The organism is Pontibacter sp. BAB1700 (assembly GCF_000277005.1).
In the GTDB taxonomy this organism is placed as follows: Bacteria; Bacteroidota; Bacteroidia; order Cytophagales; family Hymenobacteraceae; genus Pontibacter; species Pontibacter lucknowensis.
Genome location: NZ_AKIS01000101.1, coordinates 1 through 25,706, shown reverse-complemented (window position 1 = coordinate 25,706; position 25,706 = coordinate 1). Strand labels below are relative to the sequence as shown.

Annotated in this window: 26 protein-coding genes and 3 pseudogenes; 14 read left to right on the top strand and 15 right to left on the bottom strand. The window is 48.5% G+C overall.

What is annotated here, in order from left to right; all coding sequences use genetic code 11:
- From O71_RS12285 to O71_RS12275, 3 genes are all read left to right on the top strand, one after another.
- The coding region (locus tag O71_RS12285; protein ID WP_007657230.1) for a peptide chain release factor-like protein at positions 1–385 on the top strand (385 nt) is incomplete at its 5' end.
- A 217-nt stretch (positions 386–602) separates the two neighbouring features.
- Positions 603–1,973 (top strand): hypothetical protein, encoded by a 1,371-nt coding sequence (locus O71_RS12280; protein ID WP_007657229.1) that lies wholly within the window; start codon positions 603–605, stop codon positions 1,971–1,973.
- Between the two features lie 188 nt (positions 1,974–2,161).
- Entirely contained in the window at positions 2,162–2,587 is a 426-nt protein-coding gene (locus tag O71_RS12275) for a secondary thiamine-phosphate synthase enzyme YjbQ (RefSeq protein ID WP_007657228.1), read from the top strand.
- Between the two features lie 13 nt (positions 2,588–2,600).
- Here O71_RS12275 and O71_RS24310 read toward each other — a convergent pair.
- The 5 genes and pseudogenes from O71_RS24310 to gpmI form a co-directional block, all read right to left on the bottom strand.
- A pseudogene (locus O71_RS24310) lies at positions 2,601–2,927 on the bottom strand (T9SS type A sorting domain-containing protein); the annotation flags it as partial.
- Positions 2,843–4,093 (bottom strand): zinc metalloprotease, encoded by a 1,251-nt coding sequence (locus tag O71_RS12265; RefSeq protein ID WP_007657226.1) that lies wholly within the window; start codon positions 4,091–4,093, stop codon positions 2,843–2,845. The pseudogene O71_RS24310 and the gene O71_RS12265, both read right to left, overlap by 85 nt.
- A gap of 136 nt (positions 4,094–4,229) precedes the next feature.
- Positions 4,230–4,499: a hypothetical protein gene (locus O71_RS12260; RefSeq protein WP_007657223.1), complete on the bottom strand. Its 270-nt coding sequence runs from the start codon at positions 4,497–4,499 to the stop codon at positions 4,230–4,232.
- Positions 4,478–4,804: a hypothetical protein gene (locus O71_RS12255; RefSeq protein ID WP_007657221.1), complete on the bottom strand. Its 327-nt coding sequence runs from the start codon at positions 4,802–4,804 to the stop codon at positions 4,478–4,480. The genes O71_RS12260 and O71_RS12255 overlap by 22 nt, the downstream gene beginning before the upstream one ends.
- A gap of 1 nt (position 4,805) precedes the next feature.
- Positions 4,806–6,337 (bottom strand): annotated as a pseudogene (gpmI, locus tag O71_RS12250) (2,3-bisphosphoglycerate-independent phosphoglycerate mutase).
- Between the two features lie 318 nt (positions 6,338–6,655).
- Here gpmI and O71_RS12245 point away from each other — a divergent pair.
- The 6 genes and pseudogenes from O71_RS12245 to O71_RS12220 all read left to right on the top strand — a co-directional run bounded on the left by O71_RS12245 (position 6,656) and on the right by O71_RS12220 (position 10,706).
- Positions 6,656–7,078 (top strand): DUF4783 domain-containing protein, encoded by a 423-nt coding sequence (locus tag O71_RS12245; RefSeq protein ID WP_007657219.1) that lies wholly within the window; start codon positions 6,656–6,658, stop codon positions 7,076–7,078.
- Positions 7,079–7,144: 66 nt separating this feature from the next.
- Positions 7,145–8,001 (top strand): annotated as a pseudogene (nadC, locus tag O71_RS12240) (carboxylating nicotinate-nucleotide diphosphorylase).
- Between the two features lie 75 nt (positions 8,002–8,076).
- Positions 8,077–8,634: a hypothetical protein gene (locus tag O71_RS12235; RefSeq protein ID WP_007657213.1), complete on the top strand. Its 558-nt coding sequence runs from the start codon at positions 8,077–8,079 to the stop codon at positions 8,632–8,634.
- A 101-nt stretch (positions 8,635–8,735) separates the two neighbouring features.
- Entirely contained in the window at positions 8,736–9,035 is a 300-nt protein-coding gene (locus O71_RS12230; RefSeq protein WP_007657206.1) for a hypothetical protein, read from the top strand.
- 174 nt (positions 9,036–9,209) lie between these two features.
- The gene (locus O71_RS12225) at positions 9,210–9,944 is read left to right on the top strand and encodes a cyclopropane-fatty-acyl-phospholipid synthase family protein (RefSeq protein ID WP_007657202.1); all 735 of its coding nucleotides are present in this window, start codon (positions 9,210–9,212) and stop codon (positions 9,942–9,944) included.
- 6 nt (positions 9,945–9,950) lie between these two features.
- Positions 9,951–10,706 (top strand): ZIP family metal transporter, encoded by a 756-nt coding sequence (locus O71_RS12220; RefSeq protein WP_007657200.1) that lies wholly within the window; start codon positions 9,951–9,953, stop codon positions 10,704–10,706.
- Between the two features lie 149 nt (positions 10,707–10,855).
- Here O71_RS12220 and O71_RS12215 read toward each other — a convergent pair whose 3' ends face one another.
- From O71_RS12215 to O71_RS12180, 6 genes are all read right to left on the bottom strand, one after another.
- Positions 10,856–11,116 carry a hypothetical protein gene (locus O71_RS12215; RefSeq protein WP_007657198.1) on the bottom strand — a complete coding sequence of 87 codons (261 nt, stop codon included), beginning with the start codon at positions 11,114–11,116 and terminating at the stop codon, positions 10,856–10,858.
- 215 nt (positions 11,117–11,331) lie between these two features.
- Entirely contained in the window at positions 11,332–11,733 is a 402-nt protein-coding gene (locus O71_RS12210; RefSeq protein WP_007657197.1) for a septal ring lytic transglycosylase RlpA family protein, read from the bottom strand.
- A 39-nt stretch (positions 11,734–11,772) separates the two neighbouring features.
- Positions 11,773–12,471 (bottom strand): alpha/beta fold hydrolase, encoded by a 699-nt coding sequence (locus tag O71_RS12205; RefSeq protein ID WP_007657196.1) that lies wholly within the window; start codon positions 12,469–12,471, stop codon positions 11,773–11,775.
- Positions 12,472–12,479: 8 nt separating this feature from the next.
- Positions 12,480–13,229 (bottom strand): hypothetical protein, encoded by a 750-nt coding sequence (locus O71_RS12200; protein WP_007657195.1) that lies wholly within the window; start codon positions 13,227–13,229, stop codon positions 12,480–12,482.
- Between the two features lie 40 nt (positions 13,230–13,269).
- Positions 13,270–13,575, bottom strand: coding sequence for a hypothetical protein (locus tag O71_RS12195; RefSeq protein ID WP_007657194.1), 306 nt, complete (start codon positions 13,573–13,575; stop codon positions 13,270–13,272).
- Between the two features lie 855 nt (positions 13,576–14,430).
- Entirely contained in the window at positions 14,431–14,817 is a 387-nt protein-coding gene (locus O71_RS12180) for an Hsp20/alpha crystallin family protein (protein ID WP_143731923.1), read from the bottom strand.
- 472 nt (positions 14,818–15,289) lie between these two features.
- On the opposite strand from O71_RS12180, the gene O71_RS23275 reads away from it, so the two are divergent.
- From O71_RS23275 to O71_RS12160, 4 genes are all read left to right on the top strand, one after another.
- Positions 15,290–16,948, top strand: coding sequence for a T9SS type A sorting domain-containing protein (locus O71_RS23275; protein ID WP_081490491.1), 1,659 nt, complete (start codon positions 15,290–15,292; stop codon positions 16,946–16,948).
- Between the two features lie 157 nt (positions 16,949–17,105).
- A complete protein-coding gene (locus O71_RS21770; RefSeq protein ID WP_007657189.1) occupies positions 17,106–17,768 on the top strand; it encodes an OmpA family protein in 663 nt (220 codons plus the stop codon).
- 239 nt (positions 17,769–18,007) lie between these two features.
- A complete protein-coding gene (locus O71_RS12165; RefSeq protein ID WP_007657188.1) occupies positions 18,008–18,430 on the top strand; it encodes a hypothetical protein in 423 nt (140 codons plus the stop codon).
- A gap of 89 nt (positions 18,431–18,519) precedes the next feature.
- On the top strand, positions 18,520–18,963 hold the full coding sequence (locus O71_RS12160; RefSeq protein ID WP_007657187.1) for a hypothetical protein: 444 nt from the start codon (positions 18,520–18,522) through the stop codon (positions 18,961–18,963).
- Positions 18,964–18,970: 7 nt separating this feature from the next.
- Here O71_RS12160 and O71_RS21765 read toward each other — a convergent pair whose 3' ends face one another.
- From O71_RS21765 to O71_RS12145, 4 genes are all read right to left on the bottom strand, one after another.
- Complete coding sequence (locus O71_RS21765) at positions 18,971–19,390, bottom strand: amidohydrolase family protein (RefSeq protein WP_237717833.1); 420 nt, start codon at positions 19,388–19,390, stop codon at positions 18,971–18,973.
- The gene (locus O71_RS12155; protein WP_051017758.1) at positions 19,353–20,411 is read right to left on the bottom strand and encodes an amidohydrolase family protein; all 1,059 of its coding nucleotides are present in this window, start codon (positions 20,409–20,411) and stop codon (positions 19,353–19,355) included. Before O71_RS12155 ends, O71_RS21765 begins: the two co-directional genes overlap by 38 nt.
- Positions 20,412–20,942: 531 nt before the next feature.
- Positions 20,943–23,324 carry a ribonucleoside-diphosphate reductase subunit alpha gene (locus O71_RS12150; protein ID WP_040574233.1) on the bottom strand — a complete coding sequence of 794 codons (2,382 nt, stop codon included), beginning with the start codon at positions 23,322–23,324 and terminating at the stop codon, positions 20,943–20,945.
- Between the two features lie 349 nt (positions 23,325–23,673).
- The gene (locus O71_RS12145; protein WP_076668228.1) at positions 23,674–24,633 is read right to left on the bottom strand and encodes a ribonucleoside-diphosphate reductase small subunit; all 960 of its coding nucleotides are present in this window, start codon (positions 24,631–24,633) and stop codon (positions 23,674–23,676) included.
- Positions 24,634–25,291: 658 nt separating this feature from the next.
- Between O71_RS12145 and rplU the strand changes: the two genes are divergently transcribed.
- A complete protein-coding gene (rplU, locus tag O71_RS12140; protein ID WP_007657183.1) occupies positions 25,292–25,600 on the top strand; it encodes a 50S ribosomal protein L21 in 309 nt (102 codons plus the stop codon).
- Positions 25,601–25,706 lie beyond the last annotated feature (106 nt).

Here is a 25,706-nt window from a genome sequence, read left to right as displayed (position 1 = left end):
TGGTCAGTCAGTAAACACGACATATTCAGCCGTTCGTCTGACGCACTTACCAACCGGTTTGGTGGCTCAGTGCCAGGATCAGAAGTCGCAGCTCAAGAATTTTGACAAAGCCCTTGCTGTACTGCGCTCCCGTATTTACGAGCAGGAATTGGCTAAGAAACTGGAGGCCGAAGGTGCTCAGCGTAAGAGCATGGTAGGAAGCGGCGATCGCTCCGACAAGATCCGTACATACAACTACCCACAGGGCCGTGTAACGGATCACCGTATCGGGTACACCGTGTACAATCTGCCTAGCGTAATGGACGGCGGTATTGAAGATTTCGTGGAAGAGCTGCGTATAGCAGAGAACTCCGAGCGTCTGAAAGAAGGTGCTACTGCTGAGTAATCCGATTATGTGAGATATATTTAGGAATGTGGTGCAGCCGAAAGCTGCGCTGCATTCCTTTTTTATTTTATCCCTAACTTGCTAATAGCTGAATCCTTCATTTACTTTAGCTGTATACCTATGCAGCTTTGGAAAAGCAGAGATGAAATTTCAATTCTGACTGCTCGTTCAGATAGATAACAACCATTTAACCATTCAGCAATTTAACAACCTCCCCTTGAAATACCTGCTCGCTATACTGCCCCTCCTATTTCTGCTCTCGATGGTGGGCTGCGAGCCGAAAGAGGAAGTCGTGACCAACGACCCGGATGCGATGCTGCGCTTTTCGGCAGATACGGTGCTGTTTGATACCGTGTTTGTCACGCAAGGCAGCGTCACGAGGCGCCTCAAGGTATACAACCCCCAAAAGAATGCCGTTCGCATCAGCAGTATCAGCCTGGGGGGGGGTAATACATCTCCTTACAAACTGATCATCAACGGACAGCAAACCCCCATTGCTAATAACCTGGAGCTGCGCGGGCAGGACAGCCTCTATATACTGGTGCGCGTGAACATCAACCCGGCAGATCAGAACCAGCCCTTCCTGGTAGCCGACTCTATTCTGTTTCATACAAACGGAAACCAACAGAACGTGAAACTGGTAGCCTATGGGCAGGACGCTGTGTTTCATCAGAAAGGGGCGATCGGCAGTACCACCTGGACGGCAGGCAAACCGCACGTGCTGCTCGACACAGTACTCTTGCGCGAAGGAGCCACTTTAACCATTGAAAAAGGGACACGCATATTTGCCACTAATAAAGCTGTATTGCTGATCAACGGGACGCTGCAGGTGGAGGGCACGCCGGAGGAGCGGGTTACGTTTTCAGGTATACGGCGCGAACCAGCCTATGTCAATGCGCCTGGTCAGTGGGAAGGTATACGCATCCTCACAGGCAGCCAAAACAACACCATCCGCTATGCAGACATCCGCAACACGATTCGCGGCCTCCGGATCGGCAATCCCGGTAAGGGGGGCACTTTGGTGGAAGGTTGTGCTATACAGTATGCATTCCTGGACGGCATTGTGGCTTTCACTTCAGATGTGAAGGTGGTGAATACGCTGATCCAGAACTGTGGGCAGTATAGTTTCGGGGGCCTGGGTGGTGGCAACTACGAAGTGCTGTACTCGACCATCGTCAATTATCAGAACCAGATGCAGCGTGAGACACCGGCTTTTGTGATCGCTGACTTTATACCTGGAACCGATATCCGCAATCAACCCACTCAGTTAAAGCTGGTCAACAGTATCGTCTACAGCGACGGCTCCAGCTACGCAAACGAGGTGTTGCTGGAGGGTGACATATCCGCAGAGGTAGCACACAACATACTGCGCACGGAGGCTTACAGAAACACACTCAATATCAATGGGAACCTGCTCAACATTGATCCTAAGTTCAAAGACGTACGCAAGCAGGATTTCAGGCTTGACACCCTCTCCCCTGCCAGCAGCGCTGCGCTGCCTCTGCCAGGTATAAGCAAGGACCTCAAAGGTGCAAATCGCAGCTCCGACAAACCCGACATGGGTGCCTTTGAGAGGGTTATTGATTAATTTAGTGAGTGAGTTTGTTAGATTTGGTGAGTTGTTCAGTGAAGGATTAAAGGTGTAGGTCTTTTGTATTTTTATTTACCTGGCGATTACATTCACGTATGAACGATGAAGTTCGAGACATTCAAAAAGTCATCCATAAAAACCAATCACTCATTCACTCCATCACTCATTCGCTAACTCTAAAAAACATGTGGTTTCAGAAAGAGATACGCTTGCCAGCCGTAAAACGAGGTTTTCACCTGATCACCGACCTGCTTACAGCACAACTGCCTGAGCTGGAGAACTACAGAGTTGGGCTGGCGCATATCTTCATCAAGCATACCTCTGCCAGCCTTTGCATCAATGAAGATGCGGACCCTACCGTGCGGCAGGATTTTGAAAGCCACTTCAATCACATGGTGCCTGAAAATGCTCCCTATTACCGTCATACCATGGAAGGCCCTGACGATATGCCAGCGCACCTGAAGGCTGCCTTGCTAGGTAGTTCTGTTACGGTGCCGATCTCAGATGGGGAGTTTAATATGGGAACCTGGCAGGGCGTATACCTGTGCGAGCATCGCAACCATGCTTCTAAGCGCACGGTAGTGGTTACCCTGCAGGGCGAAGGCTACTAAGGTATAGACTCTGTTACTTCACAATACTCACTTTCGTAACAGCGATGCCATTGGTGCTGGTCGTGCGCAGGAGATACATACCGGCTGGCAGGTGCTGCACATCCAGTCTGATCACTCTCTCTTCTACCTGTTCGCGCAATAGCACCTGCCCGTGACGGTTCATTAGCTCGACCACCTGAATTTGCTGGCGGGCTGCCTGCTCTAGTATGATATAGCCACTTGCCGGGTTCGGGTATACCTTCACATTCTCTGCTGTTACGTAGATATACTCCTCTTTGGAGAGGGTGTGGCTCGAGTTCTCATTGGAAGTGGTGAGGGTGACGCGGTACCTGCCCGGCCGGTTATACCTGACGGTGGGGTTCTGGGCTGTGGAAGTGGCCGGTGTGCCCCCTCGAACTCCCACTGCCACTGGGTGGGTTTAAAGCCGGCAAAAGAACCTAGGAACTGAACCTGATCGCCGGGAGCCAGCAAAGTATCCTGAGGCTGGGCGGTGCTGAAGCGGGAGCGCAACTCACCGGTGCAGGCCGTGGACTCAAACATATACCCGCGGGCTGACTGCAGTATACCTTGCATGTAAGCAGCTTGGCCTTTGGTGAAAAGGCTCATGCAGGCATCATCGGAGTAATCCATGTAGTTTTGCCACATATTGCCATAAGGGCCGTTGTCGCACGATACCTCTATTCCGTCCGGGCAGCCATCCGTCTGCGTGAGCTGATTGGGGGTGTCATCTATATCATCGGTGTCGTTGCAGGTCATGCCATTCCCCCAGATGTGCTTCAGGCCCAGCCAGTGACCCACTTCGTGCGTAGCGGTGCGTCCCCGGTTATAAGCCCACAGGCTGTTGTTAAATGGAGCTGCTCCCACTGTACGATAGTGCAGCACCACTCCATCGCGATCGGGTAAGGCGCTGGGTGAGGAAGCGTATCCTATGCTGCTGGTGCCCAGGTTGCCTATCCAGATGTTCAGATACTGTTTTGTATCCCAGGCATCGAGGCCACCGTTTGCCGTGGACTTAATCTGATCCGAGAAATAGCTGAAGCTCTCTTTGTTAGTTAGGGTGCGGGTGATTCCTGATGTCGGATTGCCATTCGGATCTACCATGGCCAGGCAAAATTCGATGCGGGTGTCAGCGGCGAAAGATCGAAAGTAATCGGGAGTATTGGTAGTGTCCGCATTGAGACGGCGAAAGTCCTCGTTCAGGACGGCAAGTTGCGAAAGCACCTGTGTATCGCTGATGTTTTCGCTGCCGGTTTTATAGACTACATGGAACACTACCGGTATGGTAATGGTAGCCTGCTGCATGGCCTGTCCGGCGGGTCGTTGGCGCATGAGCTGCTGTACGGCCTGCTGCGTTCTTAAACTCCGCTCCTCAAAGCCAGGGTCCTGTCGTTTTAAAACCTCCAGGTATGCCTCTGTGCTGCAGCCACGGCCTTGTTCGGTTGTTTGCGCAAAAGCTAAACGAACAAAGGCAAAGGTCAGAAACAGGGCTAGGGTACAGACACGCATACACACAGATCAAACAGGCATCGAAGAGCACAAGCGCAGATAAAGTGCATAGCTTGAGCGTCTTAGTAGAGCAATATACGCAATTTAACCCTTAAATATGAAATCAGGCAAAAGGAAGCTACTTGTATAGGTATGCTTACAGGTTGGCATCAACACGATAGCGAAGCGAATCTCCGAAAATAAGCTTCTGCACACCCTCTACCCGATAACCAGACAAATTACCAGATCCTGGTTCTGCAGTCAGGCTGATGTTTCTTTTAGAGTAAAACAGCAGATTTTCTTCCAGCACCACCGCTTCAAGGCGTTCCAGCTTCTGGAACGGCGACACCGTAAGCTGGAGTCGTTCTACAGGGGCAGCTGCTTCGGCATCTTTTGTGAAAATGCTTACCGTGCTGCCATTGGGCAAGGTATGGCGCTCCTCTTTATAAAAATCGCGCAGGCAGGTCGGCTCAGATCTACCTCCTGAAAAATGGCTAATTCCTTTTCCCAGTCCATCTCCTCCATCTGAGCGGTTTCAGTCGGCTGCCCTTTAGTGATAACCGACTTCAGAACGGGCGGCTGTTCCTGTTGCAGGCGGGCCGTCTGCTCTTGCAGGTAACCTGTCAGGTCATAGGCAGGCTCTTTCCCCTCTGCAAGCGGTGGAATAGGGCGTTCGCAAGCCGTAACACCACACAGCAGGGCAAATAGTCCGATGATGCGATAGCTGCTCAACTTACTGCGTTTTCTGAAGAAGTGATTCGCCGGTCATTTCTGCTGGCTGCGCTATACCCATCAGGTCCAGTATAGTCGGGGCGATATCGCCCAGTTTCCCTGGCCTTAAGGTACCATTGTAGTCATTGCTCACCAGTACGCAAGGTACCAGGTTAGTAGTATGGGCCGTGTTCGGTGTGCCATCCGGGTTGATCATGAAATCAGCATTACCGTGGTCCGCTATCACAATCACGTCGTAGTCGCTTTCCAGAGCCGCATTGATCACCGCCTCGGCGCAACGGTCTACTGTTTCACAGGCTTTCACAGCGGCATCGAATACACCGGTATGGCCCACCATGTCCGGGTTGGCGAAGTTGAGACAAATAAAGTCGGCTGTTTTTTGCTGGAGCTCCGGCACTATCGCATCACGGATCTCATAGGCGCTCATCTCAGGCTGGAGGTCATAGGTGGCTACCTTTGGCGATGGGCACAGCAGACGCTTTTCGCCATCAAATGGTAGCTCGCGACCACCGGAGAAGAAGAACGTAACGTGCGGGTACTTTTCAGTCTCGGCAATGCGAATCTGCTTGCGGCCAGCTTTGGCCACCACTTCGCCGAGGGTATTGTTCAGGTTGTCCTTTTCAAATATAGCATCCACGCCCACGAAAGTCTCATCGTAATTGGTCATGGTGATGTACTGCAGGTTGAGCTTGTGCATGTTTTGCTCAGGGAAGTCCTGCTGTGTAAGTGCCTGCGTGATCTCCCGACCACGGTCGGTGCGGAAGTTAAAGCAGATCACCACATCGCCGTCTTTGATGGTGGCGATTGGCTGCTGTTCGTCATTTACTTTTACGATAGGCTGAATAAACTCATCTGTAACGCCTGCATTGTAAGAATCCAGTACCGATTTGATGAGGTTTTGCGAAGGTGTACCCTTGCCGTGCACCAGCAGGTCGTAAGCCAGTTTCACGCGCTCCCAGCGGTTGTCGCGGTCCATGGCGTAATAGCGTCCGATCACAGAGGCGATGGTGCCGGTCGTGTTTTCGAGGTGCTGTTCCAGGTCGTTGATATACTTCACGCCCCCTTTGGGATCTGTGTCGCGGCCATCCATAAAGGCATGGATGTATACCTTGTCCAGGCCATAGTCGAAGGCGGTTGTGCAGAGCGCCTTAAGGTGCTTTATGTGAGAGTGCACGCCACCGTCTGATAGCAGCCCGATCAGGTGTACGTCCTTCTTGTTTTCCTTGGCAAAGGTATAAGCGCCAGCAAGTGCCGGCATGGCAGCCAGTTTATGCTCTGCGATGGATTTGTTGATACGCACCAGATCCTGGTACACCACACGACCAGCGCCCAGGTTCATGTGGCCTACCTCTGAGTTGCCATCTGCCCCTCCGGAAGCCCTACCGCCTCACCAGAAGCTTGCAGCGTCGTGTGCTGGTAGGTCTGAATGATATGATCGTAGAAGGGCGTATGCGCCTTATGAATAGCTGAAACCTCTGGATTGGTGGCGATTCCCCAACCATCCAGAATCATGAGCATTACCTTTTTATCCATAGTGCAAATATAAGATAATCTGTGGTGCCTTATGGCTTATGTAGCTGATTTATGCGTTGGTAATGGGAAGCCTCACCATAAATGCTTAAATTGTAGCTGATGCCGGAAGTCATGTCCTGCTTAGGACTGCAGAGAACAGCGCGGCAGCTGTAGACCCTGGTGAATAAAAGCTACGCCGGATATGCGTCTGTAACGGCAGATATATTAATCCCGTTACATCGGTAAATATTGATTATTCCTAATAAATTTGGGACCTTGCTTACGACTTTTGTTGGCATAGTTTTAGCTGATACGAGGACGAGATTACTTACACACCTTATGAAAAACTTTAAAAATATTGCTGTAGTACTTTTCTTAGCTTTTGTCACTTCCTTATTTGCATCCGGACAGGCTATGGCCCAGAAGGATGTGTTTGACGGAGTGGAGGCTGCCATGCGTGCAGGATCGGCTAAAGATTTGGCCAGGCACTTCGACAGCAAGGTAAGTTTGTCGTTTGCAGATGAGAAAGCCACTGACTACAGCAAGACGCAGGCGGAGTTTGTGATGAAGAACTTTTTCAGCAAAAACCCGCCTACAGGCTTTGCTTACAACTTCCCGACGCCGAGTGAGTCTGTTCGGAAAGACAAGCGCTATGTGATCGGCACCTATACGCATCGCAACGGTTCTTACACCGTTTTGATCCGTGTGAAGGACGCAGGAGGCAAGTTCCTGATCCATTCTGTCGATTTCATAAAAGATTAAGCAGATAATAGTGAGATTTTTAGCAAGGCTCGGGATATATACCGGGCCTTTTTTTATTTTTGCACCGTGAAAGCATCATACCTGACAGAACAAAGCATAGCCGAGTTTATATCCAGGGCCCTGGCCGAGGATATAGGCGATGGCGACCACTCGTCGCTGGCTTCTATTCCGAACGATGCCCAGAACCAGGCAAGACTACTGGTAAAGGGTGACGGCATACTGGCTGGCGTGGAGCTGGCTGGTTACATCTTTAAGCAAGTAGACCCGGAGCTGCAGGTAGAAGTACTGCTGCAGGACGGTGCCGAAGTGAAGTTTGGCGACGTAGCCCTGACCGTGAAAGGCAAGGCACAGTCCATCCTCACGGCCGAGCGACTGGTGTTGAACTGCATGCAGCGCATGAGCGGCATCGCGACTATACCCATTACCTGAATTCGCTGATAGCCGGCACGAAGGCGAAGCTGCTGGACACCCGCAAAACCACACCTAACTTCCGCATCATGGAAAAATGGGCGGTGCTGATCGGTGGCGGCGTGAACCACCGCTTCGGGCTGTTCGATATGATCATCCTGAAAGACAACCACGTGGACTATGCCGGCGGTATACGCGAAGCAATCGAAGCGACGCAGCGTTACCTGAAGGCGAAAGGCAAGGACCTGCGCATTGAAGTAGAAACCCGGAACCTGGACGAGGTGAAAGAGGCACTCGAGACAGGCGGCATCCACCGTATCATGCTCGACAACATGACGCCGGAGATGATGAAGCAAGCCGTAGCCCTGATCAGCGGCCGCTTTGAAACAGAAGCATCAGGCGGTATCACAGAAGCGACTATTGCGGAGGTGGCCAAGTGCGGTGTCGACTTTATATCGGTAGGCGCTTTAACGCACTCTATCAAAAGTATGGACCTCAGCCTGAAGGCTTATTAATTGAATTTATACCTGCTCCGTGGGGAGCGGGCGCTTATTTTTTATTTTTTTATGCAACAAAATCAACGTTACCGGATGCAGTCAAGTGCTGCTCCGAATGCCATTCGCACCAAAAAGTACCAACTGGAGAAAAATACTTTCACAGGTATAGCCCTTGCGAAGGTATGGCGCAAAGATTGGTGGATGGCGCTTATTCCGCTGGTGCTTTTCCTGCTGCCGGCTGTGTTTAGCTTCTCATGGTGGTGGGTAGCGGGTGCTATTCTGGTTACCCTTATTTTTGTGCTGCTTCGTTCCGCTCAGGTGATGGGTGTAACGCAAATGGAGCAGGGCAATCCGCTTTTTGAGAAATTGAGCTACGAGATCGACTCCCGCCAGATCATCCTGAAGCGCAACGAGCGCGAGGGTATGACCCTGACCTGGGATATGATTGGCTCGGTGGAGCGCAAAGGCGAGTCGTACGTAATGTGGCTCAAGCCACCAACCGAGGCCCAGCTGCCAGGCGGCTGGAAAGGCTGGCTGGCTAAGACATTCCAGGCGCCGGTGTTTGTGATGCTGCCTTTCCGCATCTTCAATAACCCGAACGACATCAAGTTGCTGGAGTCGATGCTGCGCCGCAAGGAGTTGATCGCTTAGTTGCTACAGAACCTACGCCTGTATACCTACCGTAAGAATAGATTTGCTACTGCATTGTGTAGTAGTGCTTTATAATAAAGACTTATAACCTAAAAATAGAGATGAATAAGAACGTACTTGCAGTATTTTCAGCAGTTTGTGGCCTGGCGATGATTTCATGCGACACGCCAAAAGATAACAGACCAAGCGGTAAAGCCTCTGTAGACTATGTACAGCCTGGCACTCGCAGCACCTATAATGTGTCTGACATGGGCGGTGAGGATCATACTGTGCATACTGATACACACGGAGGTGAAAACATCATGCCTGACAGAGATCTGGGCGGAAACACCATTCAGCCAGGCGACAGCATCCGTGAAACAGAAGAAGTGAACTCTCCTGCCGGAGCTACGAAGCGATAGTTCTGTGCAGAGAGGCTAAGGCCTGCCGTCGCTGACAATAAGCAGCGGCGGCAGGTTTTTTTATGCCTTTGATTTAACTTAGACAATGGCTATACCCGGCCTGCTTGGCTGCGTATACCCATGTTCCGAAAATAAAAGGTATATTTGCACCCTTATTGCATTTTCATTGCTCCTATGGCCCAACAGGAAGAGTGGTTCAGCACTTGGTTTGACTCCCCTTACTATCACATCCTTTACAGCAACCGCGATGACCGCGATGCCCGGCTGTTCATGGACAACTTGCTGGCCTACCTGCACCCCAAACCACAGCACAAAATACTGGACCTTGCCTGTGGCAAAGGCCGCCACTCACTTTATCTCAACCAGCTAGGCTACGATGTGACCGGTATAGACCTGTCTGAGAAAAGCATCGCCTATGCCCGGCAGTATGAGAATGAGCGCCTGCACTTTGATGTGCATGACATGCGGGAGATATACAAGCCTGAGGCCTTCGATTTTGTACTGAACCTGTTCACCAGCTTTGGCTATTTCGAGAGTGAGACAGAAAACGTGGTAGCCTTAAAGGCGGCGGCGGCTAACCTGAAGCACGGTGGTAAACTGGTGATCGACTTCATGAACACCGACCGCACCATTGAGCGTTTGGTCGCCCATGAGCAAAAGGAGGTGCAGGGAATTCTATTTGATATCAGTCGCAAGGTGGAGCACGACTTCATAGTAAAAACCATCCGGTTTGAGGATAAAGGACGGAACTACTGCTTTGAGGAGCGTGTGCGCGCATTACGGCAAGAGAACTTCATGGAGTACTTCAGCATTGCCAAGTTGCGTTTGGGTGAGGTATTTGGTGACTACAAGCTGCATCCATTTGATCCGGAAAAAAGCGAGCGAATCATTTTCGTGCTAAAAAAATAACGCGGTATGATCATAGCTATACTTGTGCTCTTCTTCACGGTGGTGCTCTCGAGCTTCCTCGTCAAGGTGTTTCCGCCAGATAACAGTCGCTGGCTAAAGATGGCGCTGGCTTTTAGCGGCGCATACCTGTTCACGATCACAATCGTTCACCTGCTACCTGATGTGCTGCTGGGTAACCCTAATCCCCATCGCGTAGGGTATTGGGTGCTGGCCGGCTTCTTTCTGCAATTGGTGCTGGAGCTGTTTTCGCACGGGGTGGAGCATGGGCACATGCATACCAATCATCACAGTCATGGGCATGTAGGTTCGATGCCCTTTCTGCTGCTAGGCTCACTATTCATACATTCTTTTCTGGAAGGAAGCATACTGGTGGAGGGGGGCGAACGCCATGTGGGGCACCATCACACGGGCGAGAACTTTTACGCCGTACTGCTAGGTATAGCTATACACCACGTGCCGGCGGCCTTTGCGCTGATGTCGGTGCTGATGTCGCGTATTGGCTCTTTCCGTAAGGCCTTTTTGTGGCTGCTTATCTTTGCCGTAGGCTCTCCGCTAGGTATACTGGTAAGCAACTACATTATAAAGGACAACATAGGAGGTGAGGCAGTCTTCACTGCGCTTACAGGTTTGGTAGCTGGCAACTTCCTGCATATCTCCACTACTATTCTCTTTGAGACAAGCCCTGATCACCGCTTTAACCGGAACAAGCTGCTGGCAACCCTTTTCGGGTTAGGGCTGGCGCTTCTCACCGACTTGTTATAAGATAGGCGTGGAAGTTTGAGCTTTCCCTTCTATCTGATCCATGCTGATGTGATGTGCAACTTTAGGTATAGCAGGTAGGCAATTGGCCAAAAACAAAAAAGGCTGATCTAAGTCAGCCTTGCGTCTTTCATAAAGCGAGTAAAGGGAAATTACATAATAGTGGAGAGCAGTGTAGCAGCAAGTGCCTTCAAAGCCAGTATGACCGTGCTCGACTTCACAGTTACATCAGACGATTCGTCTTCATCTGAACTAGTAAGATCTTTGAAAAAAGAAAAAGGGCTATCGAGTGCATCAGCATCCAGAACCGATTTCTGCTTTTTTAGGAGCGGCAGGTTCTGTGGCGTTATTAGCAACCGGGCCGTTGGCGTTAGGCGCAACAACAGTGGTAGCTTCAGCGGTGGAATTGCCATTGCTCAGGTTAGCGGCATTAGGCGTAGCAGTTACACCCAGCAACAGTAATGTTGCTAAACCAGTTGTCACTGAAAGGGATTTCCACTTTTTAAGCATGCTCAAAATTATAATTTAAAATACAGTATTCCAAATGTTTAGTTGGAATATTTGTAGGTTTTTAGGAAGATCAGGGTAAGGGCTATCTCAAAGGTGGTAAATGTAAGCAAGTCATGTGTTAGCGTACAGGAGCAGGCTTTACAACCTTCACTTCTACAGGCACTATACCTGCACTGATGTAGTCAAGCCGTTTGGCTGCGGCCTCGCTCAGATCAATCACGCGTCCTTTTACAAAAGGTCCCCGGTCTGTTATACTCACCTTTACTGATTTGTTTGTCTGCAGATTGGTGACTTTCACTTTAGTGCCAAATGGAAGAGTGCGGTGCGCGGCTGTCAGCTTTCTGCGGTTATAAGCTTCACCATTGGCCATCTTGCGGCCGTGCAGCTTATTGCTGTAGTAAGAGGCTTTTCCTGCTTCGGTATAGCCACGCTGGCCTGGCGCGGGCTTAGAGGTGGTGCAGGCACTGGTTGTCAATAAAGCTGCTATCAGTAAGGTGCCAGAGATGTGTTTTAATCGCATAAGTACTCGCAATAGGTATTGTTAATGCCTAATATAGCCTTAAACGATGGGTTTGCCAAAGAATTGTCGTATCTGGTGCTGCAGCTGATTTAGGTCGACCCTCTCCAGCGGGTGATGTGTGTGAGGAAACACCTGCAGACTGGCGTTTGGCAGCTGCTGGTATGCCCAGGTCGTTTCCTGCAGACTGACCATGTTGTCTCGGTCGCCAACACTGACGCGGACAGGCAGCTGTATGCGCGAAAGGGTTTCCTCGGTGAGCAGTGGATCGTTGCCTAAGTGCAACATCATATCCGCTGTGTAGCGCATAACTTCCTGCCAGTCCGTAGGCTGGTGACGCGCGGCAAGTATAGCGGCGAAAGCCGGGACCTTCTCCTGCACTTTATCAGGTTGCAGCATCTTCACTTCTTTGGCCGCCGTATCCGGGCTCCAGGCAAATTTGGTGGCTAACGTGAAGATGCTCCCTACCCTATCGGGGTGTTGAAGCGCCAGGTACAGCGCTACATAGCCGCCCATGCTATACCCAAATATATCTACACGCTGTAGCTGATGCTGGTCAAGGTAACGGAGCACATCCTCTGCAAACTGCTCAATCCGAAACGGTTTATCAGGCAGGGTATTACCTCCATGCCCCTGAAAATTCAGTGTGTGCACTGTAAAGTCTGACTTTAGCAGTTGCTGTAAGGGCTGCAGGGTACTGGCAGCCCCCAAGGCGCCATGTAGCAGGAGCAGATCAGGCATGTGCTGTGTTACTGTCTTACCTGGTAGTTATACACATCAACGGCTTGTGTCAGCTTGTCTTTTCGGAAAAGCTGAATAACCAGTGGTACGGCTATGAGGCCGGCTCCGGCATACACAGCCGGCGATACATTAACAGAGTTTGGATTGGTAGAACTTTGGGAAGAAGAAAGCAAACCATAGGTAAGCAGACCCGCGCCCGCTATGCCCATCACAGTCGAGATCGTCTTTTCACGCTTATGACGCTGAATTAGCAGCATACTGGAAGAGTTGTCGGCAAGCGCTTGCTCCAGATTTTGCTGGTTGAAAGTCATCAGCGGTCCATTGTCTTTGGAGAAGAAATAAATGCGGCGGCGACTAGTCCGAGGCATACCGTACCCATATGGGTGATACCCCATGGCTGCGTAATCAATTGTAGTCGTGAAGAACTTAGAGATACGCGGCCCTTCCATGATGCGCTTGGCGAAGGCATCAAAGCGATTGCCGGCAGCTACTCTGGCAAAGTATCCGTCGTTATTCTGGTATACATCTACCAGCTCCGGGGCATACTTCAGCGTGTCGTCAACCAGGAAGAAATCCTGCTTGAAGAGAGGAGACTTGTACTGGACCCTGTTGCCATACACCACCTGGCCGTTGCGGAGCTGCAGAAAATGGCGACCTTTCTGGCGTTGTGGCTGGTAATTTTCCTGAGAGTACTCCTGCGCTTGCAAACCAAAGCTAAACAGCAGGCAGACAAAAAGTGCAAATATTGTCTTGTTCATGTGTGGGTGATTTCAGCTAAAACTTAAAATAGGCTTAGACTTAGAAGATAAGCGCGAGCATGACGAGCATGCCTGCCAGTGCCAGGTATACCCAGCTCATCAGCTGGCCCCTGTGCTTGCTGGGCACAACATTGCTCACGAATACAACGGCTATCAGTACGCATAATATATACAAGAGTATAAAAGTAACCGCTTTTACCCAATTGGGCACGATGGTGTTCTCTGCCTGATACTGGTTATCTATACCCATACCCGACACCAGATTGCTCAGCAAATAAAAGACCAATACCTCGAACACAATAAAGAAAAACAAACCATAAAGCCTGTTGCTTTTTTGCTCAGCCATGTTGCAGGATCATTTTGTAAGAAAAACAGCTCTGATAGTAGCGCCCTTAGGGTGTTATAAAGTGAACTATGCTATTGCGGGTATAAGCCACCTGGCATACCTTAAATATAGTGACTGGATGCTAATATCCTTGCTACACAGGTTTATTTTTAGAATTGCTCGTATACTCAATTTGATGCACTGAGCACGCATAGGTTATATTGTTAGTGAAATATATATCAGGCTTGGCATGTTGTTTGCTTTTTATTATCAGACACATATATAGATTTAGTTGCTACAAGTATTGTGCATGTGTGTCTGATTAGTGCAATTTATGGTAAGATAAAAAGAATATGGTTGCACATCAGCAATAATGTGAAACAATTTTAGCGGCACAACCCGTTAAAATACCAGATGAATGTAGGGATATGAGGTTATTAAAGAATGTTAAATTAGACAATCACTATTTTAACTATGGTGATAAGACACGAAAGATCTTTAGCATAGGCTATGAAGATCTGACGACGCTCATCTATTATCAGGATAACAACAACAACTATACGTTAGTAATATCGAAAGAAGACGATCCACCGCTGATACTGGAAAAAAAGATATCGCGCGCGGAAGCGTTCAGATTAATGAATACCCGGCCCTGAAGCCGGGTATTTTTATTAACACCTTATTATTATTATGAGTAAATGGAATAAGTATTACAGAATTGCCTTTTGGGGAGCTGTTCTCACGTTTATAGCCCAGTTGACCGTCTCAATAGCCATAGATCCATACCTGGCCTCAGTCTTTACTCCCTTTTATGCTGTGTGGGGCATTACTGCCGTAGTGGGATGGCGCAAAGAACATCCACGCCGGTAATGTTTATTACAACTGCTGGATATCAATTTGGCGCGGATGCAACGCTGCGTCATGATAGGGCAGCTTCACCCGCAACTCCCCATTCTTATAGATTGCCTCAATTCGGCCCTGATCTACCTGCGGTGGCAGCATAAAGATGCGGTTAAACATGGGTACCGCCATCTGTGGGTCTTCCTGGCTCTGCAAAACAGAGAATATGGTAAGTTGATTTTGGTGCAGCACTATCCTGAATGACTCCGGGTTGACGCCAGCTGCCCATACATGAATGACAGCGCTTTTCTTTTTCTTCTTAACCTCAGTATATGTTTCGCTCACACCACCGCCTACTGTGTTCAGTAAGTCAATCTGGTGTGCAATTGATTTTAAAAACTCTTTATCTTTTATAATCTTCATCTCTTTCTCCTCTAGTTTTTCAATGAATAATGATGCAAAACAAATGCCAAGGGAGAACACCGCCAAATTGGCCGTTAAACCAGGCTAAAAGTGCTTAAACTATGCCAGAATGACCTTTTATATGGATAGTATATAGGTTGTCCAGATAATAGCTGGAAAATGGATAGCATTATGAGCCCTGAAATTTGATACAATATTAAGAGAGTGTAAGCATGGGAAGGCTTCCCATATTGGTGCAATGTTTCCCAAGAGGGGAAATATATTGATTTAATTCTTGGTATAGCGCTATAATGTAGTTGTACTTGTGCAAATTTTAGTATTACCGGGTTTATTTCAAATTCTTGATTAACAGCTTTTTGTAGTGTAGTTAGGCGGGTTCGGTTTCCATGAAGTGTTGCATTTTAGTGAAATAAAATGGTGTTATGGCAGGCTGGCATGCTTCTTTCATATATAGCGGTATAAGAGATAAGCCATGAAACACATTTACACAGTAATTTTTGCCCTTTTTGTACTAGTAGGATCTGCTCAAGCGCAGGTTGATGTATATCGTAACAGTTTTACTGCTCCAACTGATCTGGATAGATTAAACTTTGCGTTCACTAAAGCTTTTAGCACAAGTGCTCCAGCCCAAATTACGAACAACACTCTTGCCATTAGGGGTAATAATGGTGGGAAAGATGTAAGAGGGTATTCGGGTCATATTACTGTCAATACTCCTATTACTTTTAATCCAGGTACAGTTTATACCATTACTCTAAGAGCTAGAGCCACAGAGCAAGATGCACAGATAAAGTTTTTGAGAGGCGCTGATGCTGGTACAGCTGGTAGTGAAAACGGAACAAATATTCCAAATATCTCTCCAGTGGACGTCATCAAAGCTAGTGCGAATACGGCCTTTACAAATTATACAGTAACATTTACTGTCAATAGGAGACGAACAGAATATATTGCTTTCTACGTAAGCAGTATTCAGAATGAAAGCAATAATGCTAATAACGAATACCTTTATATTGATGCAATATCAATTACCAGAACCTGTGGCACCATTGCCAGTCCTGGCGCTGCTTCTGTTAGCCGCTGTGGTAGTGGTTCTGTAACATTAACCGCAACCGGAGCCCCTGTTGGAGGCGGATATAGATGGTATGGCACTCAAACGGGAGGAACTTCATTATCATCTGCAGCTAGTTATACTATCAGTTTGACCAATACAACCACTTTTTATGTGAGTGCTGTAAATGCAGATGGCTGTGAAAGTTCACGTGTGCCAGTAACGGCAACTATTAATCAAAAAGAGTTTGCAAACACAGAATTCGTTAAGCAGAGTTATGAAGCGGGTAAGCCTGGTATGATCAAAGTAAACTCTGACTTATTTGACAGAGGACATGCGGTTAGCATAAAATGGCAATCGGTGAATACTGTAACAAGAGTAGTAACTGATCTGGGGACTACTGATGCCCCTGCTGCCTCACCAGCTTCACTTGCTATTGCATCCATGCCTGCCGGAGATACATACTTTCAGGTTACAATCACTCCGATCAGCTCTGTGTGCTATGATGAATCAACCCTCTTTGTAACTTCTCAGGAAATTGTTTCCCTTCCTGTCGAACTGGTTTCTTTCAAGGCCCAGTCAACAAAGGATGGTGTACAGCTTAGCTGGAAAACGGCATCCGAGCTAGACAACAAAGGCTTTGAAGTTGAAGTATCAGCGAACGGCAAAAATTTCAGAAAGATAGCCTTCGTTGGAAGTAAGGTCGGCACCACGTCCCTTGTGCAAAACTATAGCTACCTTGATACAAGAGCGGCTGCCGGAATCAACTATTATCGCCTGAAGCAAGTTGACTTAGACGGAGCATTTGAATACTCTAAAGTTGTTGCTGTTAACAATGCCGCTGTTGCCTCTTCTTCTGTATACCCAACGCTGGCCTCGCATGAAGTTACAGTAAGAGTAGCAGCATCTGACGAGCAAGTGATGATCTCGGTGGCTGATATGACCGGAAAACAACTGCTGGCGATTCAGAATCCTTCGGAGCGTCAAGTGGTGTTGCCAGTGCAGCACCTGCAGAATGGCATATACTTCGTTACAGTGACGACAGGTGCACAGAAAGAAGTAATCCGTTTCATGAAGCGTTAATCAGTAACCAACATACATAAAAGAAGGGGGCTAGCCACACAGGCTAGCCCTTCTTTTATGTATGAAGTATCCGGCAGCTCAAGTGGCTTGTGTCTCCATATTAAACGAATCAGGTTTAACGCCGTAGGATTTAATAGGACTAAACACAATGAGAGATATGAGAAAAGTAATAACATTTGCATGCTTAATAGCTGCAGCCTCTTTTGCTGCCTGCAGTGAAACAGATAAAAGAGTAGATACTGCAGAGGACGTGCAGGAGATTGCCTCGGCAGACACAGCTGTCATGTATGGAGACTTACCTGGTGTTGTAGAGGCTGATGGTGCCGAAATCATTAGCGTAGACGAAAGCTTCTGGTCCAGTGTAGACTACAATGCTCCAGTTGTAACTGACCGACGCGTGCAAGACCGTGATGTGGAAGTGCGAAGCAACCCAGGCTATACTATCTATACCATGGAAGATAAGGTACTCTTCGACTTGGACAAAGCCACACTCCGTGATGGAGCAGAGGATAAGCTGCGCAGTATTGCCGAGTCAATCAACGATATGAGTACACGCGGTCCTATCCGCATAGTCGGCCATACCGACTCTACTGCAAGCGCATCCTATAACAAGCAGCTCGCCGAAGACCGTGCGAATGCTGTAAAAGACTGGCTGCAAAATAACACAGATATCAATGTCTCCCGCATGTCAATTGAGGCTGTTGGTCAGGAAAGGCCGATTGCTACAAACGAGACTCCTGAAGGGAGGCAGAAAAACCGTCGCGTGGCTATAATGGTGGCGACGCGCACTGACAACGGACAGAATATGCAACGTCAATAGTTGCTGATAGATACACTGATAAAGCGCTGGGTTTCTGTTGTAGGACAGGAATCCAGCGTTTTTATTTAAATAAATTAGTAGTTGTGCCATTAATTTTTGAGCAAAGCTGGCTATATTTATGATGACGGAATCAATGGGCTCCTTAAATTTTTTTGTAATGTAAAAGTGCAATTTTAAGTATTGCTCGTATACGGTTACAAAGTATATTTGCACCCCAAAGTAGTTGCAGGGATAGCCTTATGATGATTACCTACTTTCAGAACGACGTCGTAACCATCTCTTATGATTTGGACAAGCAGCTTGGTATGGCTGTCTGGAATGGGTTTTTGAGTAGTTCGGAGTTTAGGAAGGTAGTGGAAATTTGTCTTGATTTGATGGAGGAGCATAAGCTTCTGCGTTGGCTTGGTGATAACCGCAAGTTAAGGGCTATCCGGCAGGCTGATCAGGACTGGTTTGTCGAGTATGTCATGCCCAGGCTTGCTGCCGGAACACTGCGTCGTAATGCATCAGTCGTTTCAGAGGATTTATTCAATAGGATGGCTGTCGAGCAGATCATCAAACGGGCTGATAATTTGGGAGACATGGCATTTAGGGATTTTGAAAGAGTGGAAGCTGCAATGGTTTGGCTACAGGAACCACTGCCTGTGCAAGCCCAGGCTTAGTTTTAACCAGGCCTTGCCACACAACCGTCTTTATCCTTAAGCTACTCCAAAAACTTATTTACAATTTTACATGAGAGGAAATTCTCTTGATGCAACTCTACTTTCAAAATAGCTTTGTTAAGCTTTCGTATGACAAAGATCAAAAGCTAGGCAAAGCCGAATGGCGCGGTCATTTACAAGGTGCCGAGCTTAGGGAGGCTTATCTGCTTTGCCATGACATGATCAACCGTTTTTCTTTGACAAGGTGGTTGGCTGATGATCGGCTGATGGGTGTTATTTCGCCTGCAGACCTGAAATGGAGCCTGGAGGTGCATGTACCACAAATGGCTAAAAGCTCTTTGAAGCGACTTGCCCGTATACCTTCCAAATTTGAGCATAACCGGGAGGCGGTAGATACGATGATTAACAGAGGATATACGTTCGATCAGCCTTTAGAACTCAAAGACTTTGAAAACGAGCATGAGGCGATGCAGTGGTTGCTGGAGACCCCCAAATCTATTGCCCCACAACACCAACTGATTCATTTAAGATAAGGTATTCTTACCAGCCGCTCTTCTTCATTATCTTTTCGAACTCATCCTTGGCTTCTGCCAAAATTTTATCCTTGTTCAAGTGAGTAAGGGTATAGTTCCTTTTCAGGATTCTCCCATCAACCATGACGGTGTGCACATTAGCTGGCTGCGCAGCCTCTACGATCAGCTGATGCGGTTCCGTAACATAGCCCATATTCAAGGCATTGGTGGAGAGCATGATCAGGTCTGCACGCTTACCCGGGGTAAGGGAGCCTATATGATCTGAAAGCCCAAGAGAACGAGCTCCTTCGATTGTGCCGATCTCCAACGTGCGTTTAGCACTGAGAGCAAACTCACTTCTGTTAAGCGCATTGGCCAGATTCAGAAGTATCTTGAGTACCGCAAACAAGTCAGCATTTCCTGTAAGCGTAGTAGTGTCCGCTGAGATGCCGATAGTAACGCCAGCATCCAGCAGCTCTTTTTACGGGAGGTATGCCGTACCCAATGCGTAACTCCGAGAAGGGCGACAAACTGGCGACCGCACCGGCCTTTGCTATACCTTGTATTTCGCTTAGGGTGGCGTCTTTGCAGTGGATGAGCTGCATCCCTTTGACGAGTAAGTCCTCCTGCATAAGTCCGCTGATCACGCCTGCTTTACTGGCATGCACAGACACAGGTATACCTAGCTGCTGAGCAAGCTTTAGCTCTCTTATACCTTGTTCCTTTCTGTCATTTATACCTGGCCAGGCTAAGCCAAGGTGTAAGATATCGCTGGCAAGCCTGGGCCAATCCTGTTTCAACCTTTCTAACAACTGCAGGTCGACTACGCCGCCTTTCCCAGCCGGTACACCCAGTGAGTAGCGTCCCCGTATACCTGCTTCGCGCAGGGCTTGCAGGCTTGCCTCCGCAAAGGCTGGGCCGCGGGCATTGTGGCTCCAATCGTGCAAAGTAGTTATACCTGAATGAATGGCCTCCGCGATCGCCAAACGTGTAGCGGCATATATGCTCTCCGGGGTGTAGTGCTGACCCACTGTGCGAGTGATGTCAAAATATCCCCTGCCCTCCCGGTTACCGGCCATACTGCGCAGCAGGGAGGTCCAGAGGTGCCAGTGTGTTTCCACCAGACCCGGCATCACGATCATGCCTTCTCCCTGTATCACTTCTGCGCCGTTTGCGCTTAGCTGCTGCCCTACCTGTTTTATCTCGCCGTTCTGCACCAGCACATCGCCTTGGGGAAGATCTCCCAGTTTCGCGTCCATGGTGAGGACATAGGCATTCTTGATGAGGTAGTGGCCTTGGGGCGGAAGGCTTTGATCTTGCTTCTGCAGGGGTGCTGATATTGCATCGGCAAAGGCGCCGGTATAGCCTGCCACACCGGCTGCTGCCCCTAACAGCACAGACTTGCTTAGGAAACCGCGACGGCTTAAGTAGCGTTGGTTTTGGTTGTTTTGATCAGATTGTTTGCTCACAGGTATGTCTTCAGTATGGTAAGGTATAGCCTATCCAGCTTTTCAGGTATAAAAGCTTGTACTGAAGCAGATTATTTTATGTTGGGGTATTCGAGTTTACTATTAGCCTTTAGAAGCTCTAAAGCTATTGTGGATAAATTTATCGAAAGGATTGCTGTCTTTTTTGAAGCAGCTTTACGTACTTTAAGCAAAAGAAAAGGCTGCCCTACCAGAGCAGCCCCTTTCTTAAGATGCTGAAGTTATCTACGCTTAGCGTAGAAGTGAAACACGCCACCGTCCTTCTTGTAGACTCTCTTACCTTTTATGGTAATGAAACGTGTAAACACTTCAACATAATCAGGATGGTCTTTTAATGACTCCTTCTTCATGTTTGAAATGAATTAGGTGAGACATTACTAGCAGAGACCTTCTCAACTAGAACCCACTAAGCTGCAACTTAGTGGGCTTTTTTTGCTCCATCCTTAGCATTCCTTTGGTAAAAGTTGAATATTAAAAAAGAAGGAGGACAATAAGCCCTCCTTCTTCAGTTATTTACGATCCGCAAGCTTCGCAAGCGTCTGGGTTATCCAGGGAGCAGCTCATGTCGCTGCGATTCTGGTCCTGGCTGTTGTAGACTGGCTCCAGTGTTTCGGCGGCTTGTTTCTCTACCGTGAACTTGATGGCATCTACAGCAGCTTTTGTGCGCAGGTAGTACATACCTGTCTTCAGGCCTTTCTTCCAGGCGTGGAAGTGCATCGAGGTCAGCTTGCCGAAGTTCACGTTCATCACGTGCAGGTTCAGCGACTGGCTCTGGCAGATGTAGGCACCACGGTCGGCACTCATATCAATTACCGTACGCTGACTGATCTCCCATACTGTCTTATATAGGTCTTTGATGTTTTGTGGGATGCTCGGGATGTCCTGCACCGAGCCGTTAGCTGCGATGATGGCATTCTTCATCCTGTCATTCCACAGACCCAGGCTGATCAGGTCTTTCAGCAGGTGCTTGTTCACAACCATGAACTCACCTGAAAGCACGCGGCGCACATAGATGTTAGAGGTATAAGGCTCAAACGACTCGTTGTTGCCCAGGATCTGTGCTGTTGAGGCAGTAGGCATTGGCGCTACCAGCAGGGAGTTCCGCACACCGTGCTTCACTACTTCCTGACGCAGCTCTTCCCAATCCCAACGACCGCTGTCTGGTGTTACACCCCACATATCGAACTGGAATTTGCCCTCTGACAGAGGTGATCCTTTGAACGTTTCGTAAGCACCGTCTTTCTTTGCCAGGTCCTTAGAAGCCGTCATGGCAGCAAAGTAAATGGTCTCAAAGATGTCCTTGTTCAGGCCACGGGCTTCGTCACTCTCAAACGGCATACGCAGCGCAATGAAAGTGTCCGCTAAGCCTTGCACGCCCAATCCGATCGGACGGTGGCGCATGTTGGAGTTGCGGGCCTCAGGCACCGGGTAGTAGTTGATATCGATCACCTTGTTCAGGTTCTTCGTCACATGGTACGTCACGTCGAACAATTTCTGATGGTCGAACGTCTTATGACCGCCTTCTTCTTTGATATAGCGTGGCAATGCAAGCGATGCCAGGTTACATACCGCTACCTCGTCCTGGCTGGTGTACTCCATGATCTCAGTGCAGAGATTGGAGCTCTTGATCGTACCCAGGTTTTGCTGATTGCTCTTGCTGTTGGCAGCATCCTTATAAAGCATGTAAGGCGTACCTGTCTCAATCTGAGACTCCAGCACGGCAAACCACAGGTCTTGTGCCTTCACTGTTTTGCGGGCACGGCCTTCACGCTCGTACTTCTCGTACAGACGCTCAAAGTCCTGGCCCCAGCTATCACCCAGTCCAGGTGCTTCGTTCGGGCAGAACAGGCTCCAGTCGCCGTTTTGCTCCACACGCTTCATGAACAAGTCTGGCGTCCAGAGGGCGTAGAACAGGTCACGGGCACGGTTTTCTTCCTTGCCGTGGTTCTTCTTCAGGTCCAGGAACTCGAAGATGTCGGCATGCCATGGCTCCAGGTAAATCGCGAAAGCACCTTTGCGCTTGCCACCACCCTGGTCCACGTAGCGGGCCGTGTCGTTGAACACCTTAAGCATCGGGATGATACCGTTAGAGGTGCCGTTCGTGCCCTTGATGTAAGAGCCTGTCGCACGCACATTGTGGATGCTCAGGCCAATACCTCCGGCGCTCTGCGAGATCTGGGCGCATTGCTTCAGGGTGTCGTAGATGCCAGGTATGCTATCGTCCTGCATGGTGAGCAGGAAGCACGAAGATAGCTGCGGCTTTGGCGTGCCGGCATTGAATAATGTTGGTGTGGCGTGCGTAAACCACTTCTCAGACATGAGATTATAAGTCTCGATGGCAGATTCGATGTCCTCCTTATGGATACCCACGGCCACACGCATCAACATATGCTGTGGGCGCTCCACGATCTTGCCATCCAGGCGAAGCAGGTATGAGCGCTCCAGCGTTTTGTATCCAAAATAATCGTAGTTGTAATCCCGGTCGTAGATGATGGTCGAGTCCAGCGTAGCGGCGTGCTTGCGGATAATCTCGTACACATCCTTGGCCAGCAGTGACGCGTTCTCACCCGTTTTCGGGTCCTCGTAGGTATAGAGGCGCTTCATGGTGTTGGAGAACGACTTGCTCGTCACCTTGTGCAGGCTGGAGATCGCCACACGTGCCGCCAGCACCGCGTAGTCCGGGTGCTTGGTCGTGAGCGAAGCAGCTGTTTCTGCCGCCAGGTTGTCCAACTCTATGGTGCTTACGCCGTCGTAAATGCCGTCAATTACTTTTTTGGCCACCTCAATCGGCGACACATAGTCCATGTTCAGACCATAGCACAGCTTCTCGATGCGTGCGGTAATTTTGTCGAATTTGACGGATTCGCGTCTGCCGTCTCGTTTAACTACTAACATAGCGTATACATTTAGCGGGAGTCAAAAGCCCGGGTTAATTATAAGGTATAGGTATAAGAGAGCCGCTACCAATGCAGCGGTTTGATACATGCTAATATTTTCATAAGGAAATACGTGTATATAGACGTAATCCGTTGAAATACTATAGTTTAACAGCTAAAGCCAATTGCTTTCACAAATTCGGAGGCGGATGCTCCGTCTGGCGATCATTGCCAGGTATAAGGTCCGGTGTTGCGAGTGCTGGCGCGGTTGGCTATACCTGCATCCGGATGATATAAGGTAATTCAGGAAGCGGCCGGACAAAAGCCCGGCGCCCTTTATCTCCTAAACTTACGACAAATTTTGTTTGCTAAAAATCTTCGTCGAGCGAAAAAACGTTTTTGTCTTTGTCGCCCATCACGCCAGCTTTCTGGTACTCACCCACGCGCTTCTCAAAGAAGTTGGTCTTGCCCTGCAGAGAGATCATTTCCATGAAGTCGAATGGATTGGTGGCGTTATAAATTTTGCTGCAACCAAGTGAGACGAGCAGGCGGTCAGCCACAAACTCGATGTACTGGCTCATCAGTTTGGCGTTCATGCCGATAAGGTCCACTGGCAGCGCATCTGTCACAAACTCCTGCTCAATTTCAACCGCATCGCGGATGATCTCGTGCACACGGCTCTCCGGCAGTTTATTGTTCAGCATAGAGTAAAGCAGGCAGGCGAAATCGCAGTGCAGGCCTTCGTCGCGGCTGATCAGTTCGTTTGAGAAAGTCAGGCCTGGCATCAGGCCACGCTTCTTGAGCCAGAAGATAGAGCAGAAAGAGCCGGAGAAGAAGATGCCCTCCACAGCCGCAAAAGCGATCAGTCTTTCCACGAATTTCTCGCTGTTGATCCACTTAAGCGCCCACTCACCTTTTTTCTTCACGCAAGGCACAGTCTCGAGCGCATTAAAGAGGTAGTCTTTCTCGGACTGCTTCTTTATATAAGTATCTATAAGGAGTGAGTAAGTCTCGGAGTGGATGTTCTCCATCATGATCTGGAAGCCATAGAAGCAGCGGGCTTCCGGTAACTGTACCTCCTGCATGAAGTTGATGGCGAGGTTCTCGTTTACGATGCCGTCAGAGGCGGCGAAGAATGCCAGTACGTGGCTGATGAAGTGGCGTTCGCCGTCGTTCAGGTTTTCCCAGTCTTTCTGGTCCTGCGACAGGTCGATCTCCTCGGCAGTCCAGAAGCTGGCTTCTGCCTTCTTATACATCTGCCACACCTCGTCGTGCTGTATTGGGAATAAAACAAAGCGATTCGGGTTTTCTTGTAGTATTGGCTCCATACGCGTAAACATTAAATGATATCTAAAATTCAGAATGACAGCATGTTGGGCTAATGTAAAGCTCTTTGATGATGTCAGACCTGTTTATTAAGTCGTCTCTCTGCCGCCTGATAAACAGGTAACAGGTCTTCAAATATAGTGATAAGAACTTGAATTGAAGGGCTAAAGTTGTTCAATTTATGCACACTTTGTTAAGTGTTTGATTGTCTGAAAATTGACTTGAAATCAACAGGCTTATCAACATGCGTTTGTTAATATATATGTCTGACAAAATATATATAATTCAATATTAAATCGTTGCATAGTGCTGCAAAGTGCAAGCGATGGCCGGATTAAGAGACAGTGGGTGTATTCCTGAGGGTGTAAAATCCAAAATCAGGCGTGCGTTCAGCCTAAATATGATGTTCAGTAATGGAGAGTTTTGCAGTTTGTGGAAAACGTGGAACGGAGGGGTTGCTCGTAAGGGTTTATAGACTAGTGTGTTATGGGAGTTTTTAAGGGGTGTAAAATTACGGAATGTGGATTTCAACATCGTTATCCACATAGTTGTGCATAAGGCCTGGAAAAACAGAAGGAATTAAGGAACAATGATTTGCATATTAATTTTTAGACTGCTAATTTTGCAGACTTAAAATTTTTAAATCATACATTGAAGCTGATGTACGCAATTGTAGAAATCGCAGGTCAACAGACCAAAGTAGAGGCCGGAAGGTTCATCTACGCTAACAAGCTTTCCGGCAATGATGGTGACGCCGTGGAGTTCACCAATGTTCTTCTTACTGATGATAACGGCACTGTTACTTTAGGTGCTCCTTTCGTTAGCGGTGTTAAAGTGGTTGGAAAGATCCTTGGCAACGTGAAAGGCGATAAAGTAATCGTTTTCAAAAAGAAGAGAAGAAAAGGATACCGCAAGAAGAATGGTCACCGCCAGCACTTCACGAAGGTCCTGATCGAGAGCATTGGATAAGCAGTAAGAAGAAATTAAACGTTGAATTTTTCAGGTGTTTCATCGCCCTGAGTAAATAGTTAAACAAAATGGCACACAAAAAAGGAGCTGGTAGTTCTAACAACGG

What these genes read in the sequence shown, in the direction of transcription:
- O71_RS12275 (WP_007657228.1), top strand. Translation starts at nt 2,162, where the DNA reads ATGTGGTTTCAGAAAGAGATACGCTTGCCAGCCGTAAAACGAGGTTTT.
- O71_RS12265 (WP_007657226.1), bottom strand. Translation starts at nt 4,093, where the DNA reads ATGCGTGTCTGTACCCTAGCCCTGTTTCTGACCTTTGCCTTTGTTCGT.
- O71_RS12245 (WP_007657219.1), top strand. Translation starts at nt 6,656, where the DNA reads ATGAAAAACTTTAAAAATATTGCTGTAGTACTTTTCTTAGCTTTTGTC.
- O71_RS12235 (WP_007657213.1), top strand. Translation starts at nt 8,077, where the DNA reads ATGCAGTCAAGTGCTGCTCCGAATGCCATTCGCACCAAAAAGTACCAA.
- O71_RS12230 (WP_007657206.1), top strand. Translation starts at nt 8,736, where the DNA reads ATGAATAAGAACGTACTTGCAGTATTTTCAGCAGTTTGTGGCCTGGCG.
- O71_RS12225 (WP_007657202.1), top strand. Translation starts at nt 9,210, where the DNA reads ATGGCCCAACAGGAAGAGTGGTTCAGCACTTGGTTTGACTCCCCTTAC.
- O71_RS12220 (WP_007657200.1), top strand. Translation starts at nt 9,951, where the DNA reads ATGATCATAGCTATACTTGTGCTCTTCTTCACGGTGGTGCTCTCGAGC.
- O71_RS12215 (WP_007657198.1), bottom strand. Translation starts at nt 11,116, where the DNA reads ATGGCAATTCCACCGCTGAAGCTACCACTGTTGTTGCGCCTAACGCCA.
- O71_RS12210 (WP_007657197.1), bottom strand. Translation starts at nt 11,733, where the DNA reads ATGCGATTAAAACACATCTCTGGCACCTTACTGATAGCAGCTTTATTG.
- O71_RS12205 (WP_007657196.1), bottom strand. Translation starts at nt 12,471, where the DNA reads ATGCCTGATCTGCTCCTGCTACATGGCGCCTTGGGGGCTGCCAGTACC.
- O71_RS12200 (WP_007657195.1), bottom strand. Translation starts at nt 13,229, where the DNA reads ATGAACAAGACAATATTTGCACTTTTTGTCTGCCTGCTGTTTAGCTTT.
- O71_RS12195 (WP_007657194.1), bottom strand. Translation starts at nt 13,575, where the DNA reads ATGGCTGAGCAAAAAAGCAACAGGCTTTATGGTTTGTTTTTCTTTATT.
- O71_RS12180 (WP_143731923.1), bottom strand. Translation starts at nt 14,817, where the DNA reads ATGAAGATTATAAAAGATAAAGAGTTTTTAAAATCAATTGCACACCAG.
- O71_RS23275 (WP_081490491.1), top strand. Translation starts at nt 15,290, where the DNA reads ATGAAACACATTTACACAGTAATTTTTGCCCTTTTTGTACTAGTAGGA.
- O71_RS21770 (WP_007657189.1), top strand. Translation starts at nt 17,106, where the DNA reads ATGAGAAAAGTAATAACATTTGCATGCTTAATAGCTGCAGCCTCTTTT.
- O71_RS12165 (WP_007657188.1), top strand. Translation starts at nt 18,008, where the DNA reads ATGATGATTACCTACTTTCAGAACGACGTCGTAACCATCTCTTATGAT.
- O71_RS12160 (WP_007657187.1), top strand. Translation starts at nt 18,520, where the DNA reads ATGCAACTCTACTTTCAAAATAGCTTTGTTAAGCTTTCGTATGACAAA.
- O71_RS12150 (WP_040574233.1), bottom strand. Translation starts at nt 23,324, where the DNA reads ATGTTAGTAGTTAAACGAGACGGCAGACGCGAATCCGTCAAATTCGAC.
- O71_RS12145 (WP_076668228.1), bottom strand. Translation starts at nt 24,633, where the DNA reads ATGGAGCCAATACTACAAGAAAACCCGAATCGCTTTGTTTTATTCCCA.
- rplU (WP_007657183.1), top strand. Translation starts at nt 25,292, where the DNA reads ATGTACGCAATTGTAGAAATCGCAGGTCAACAGACCAAAGTAGAGGCC.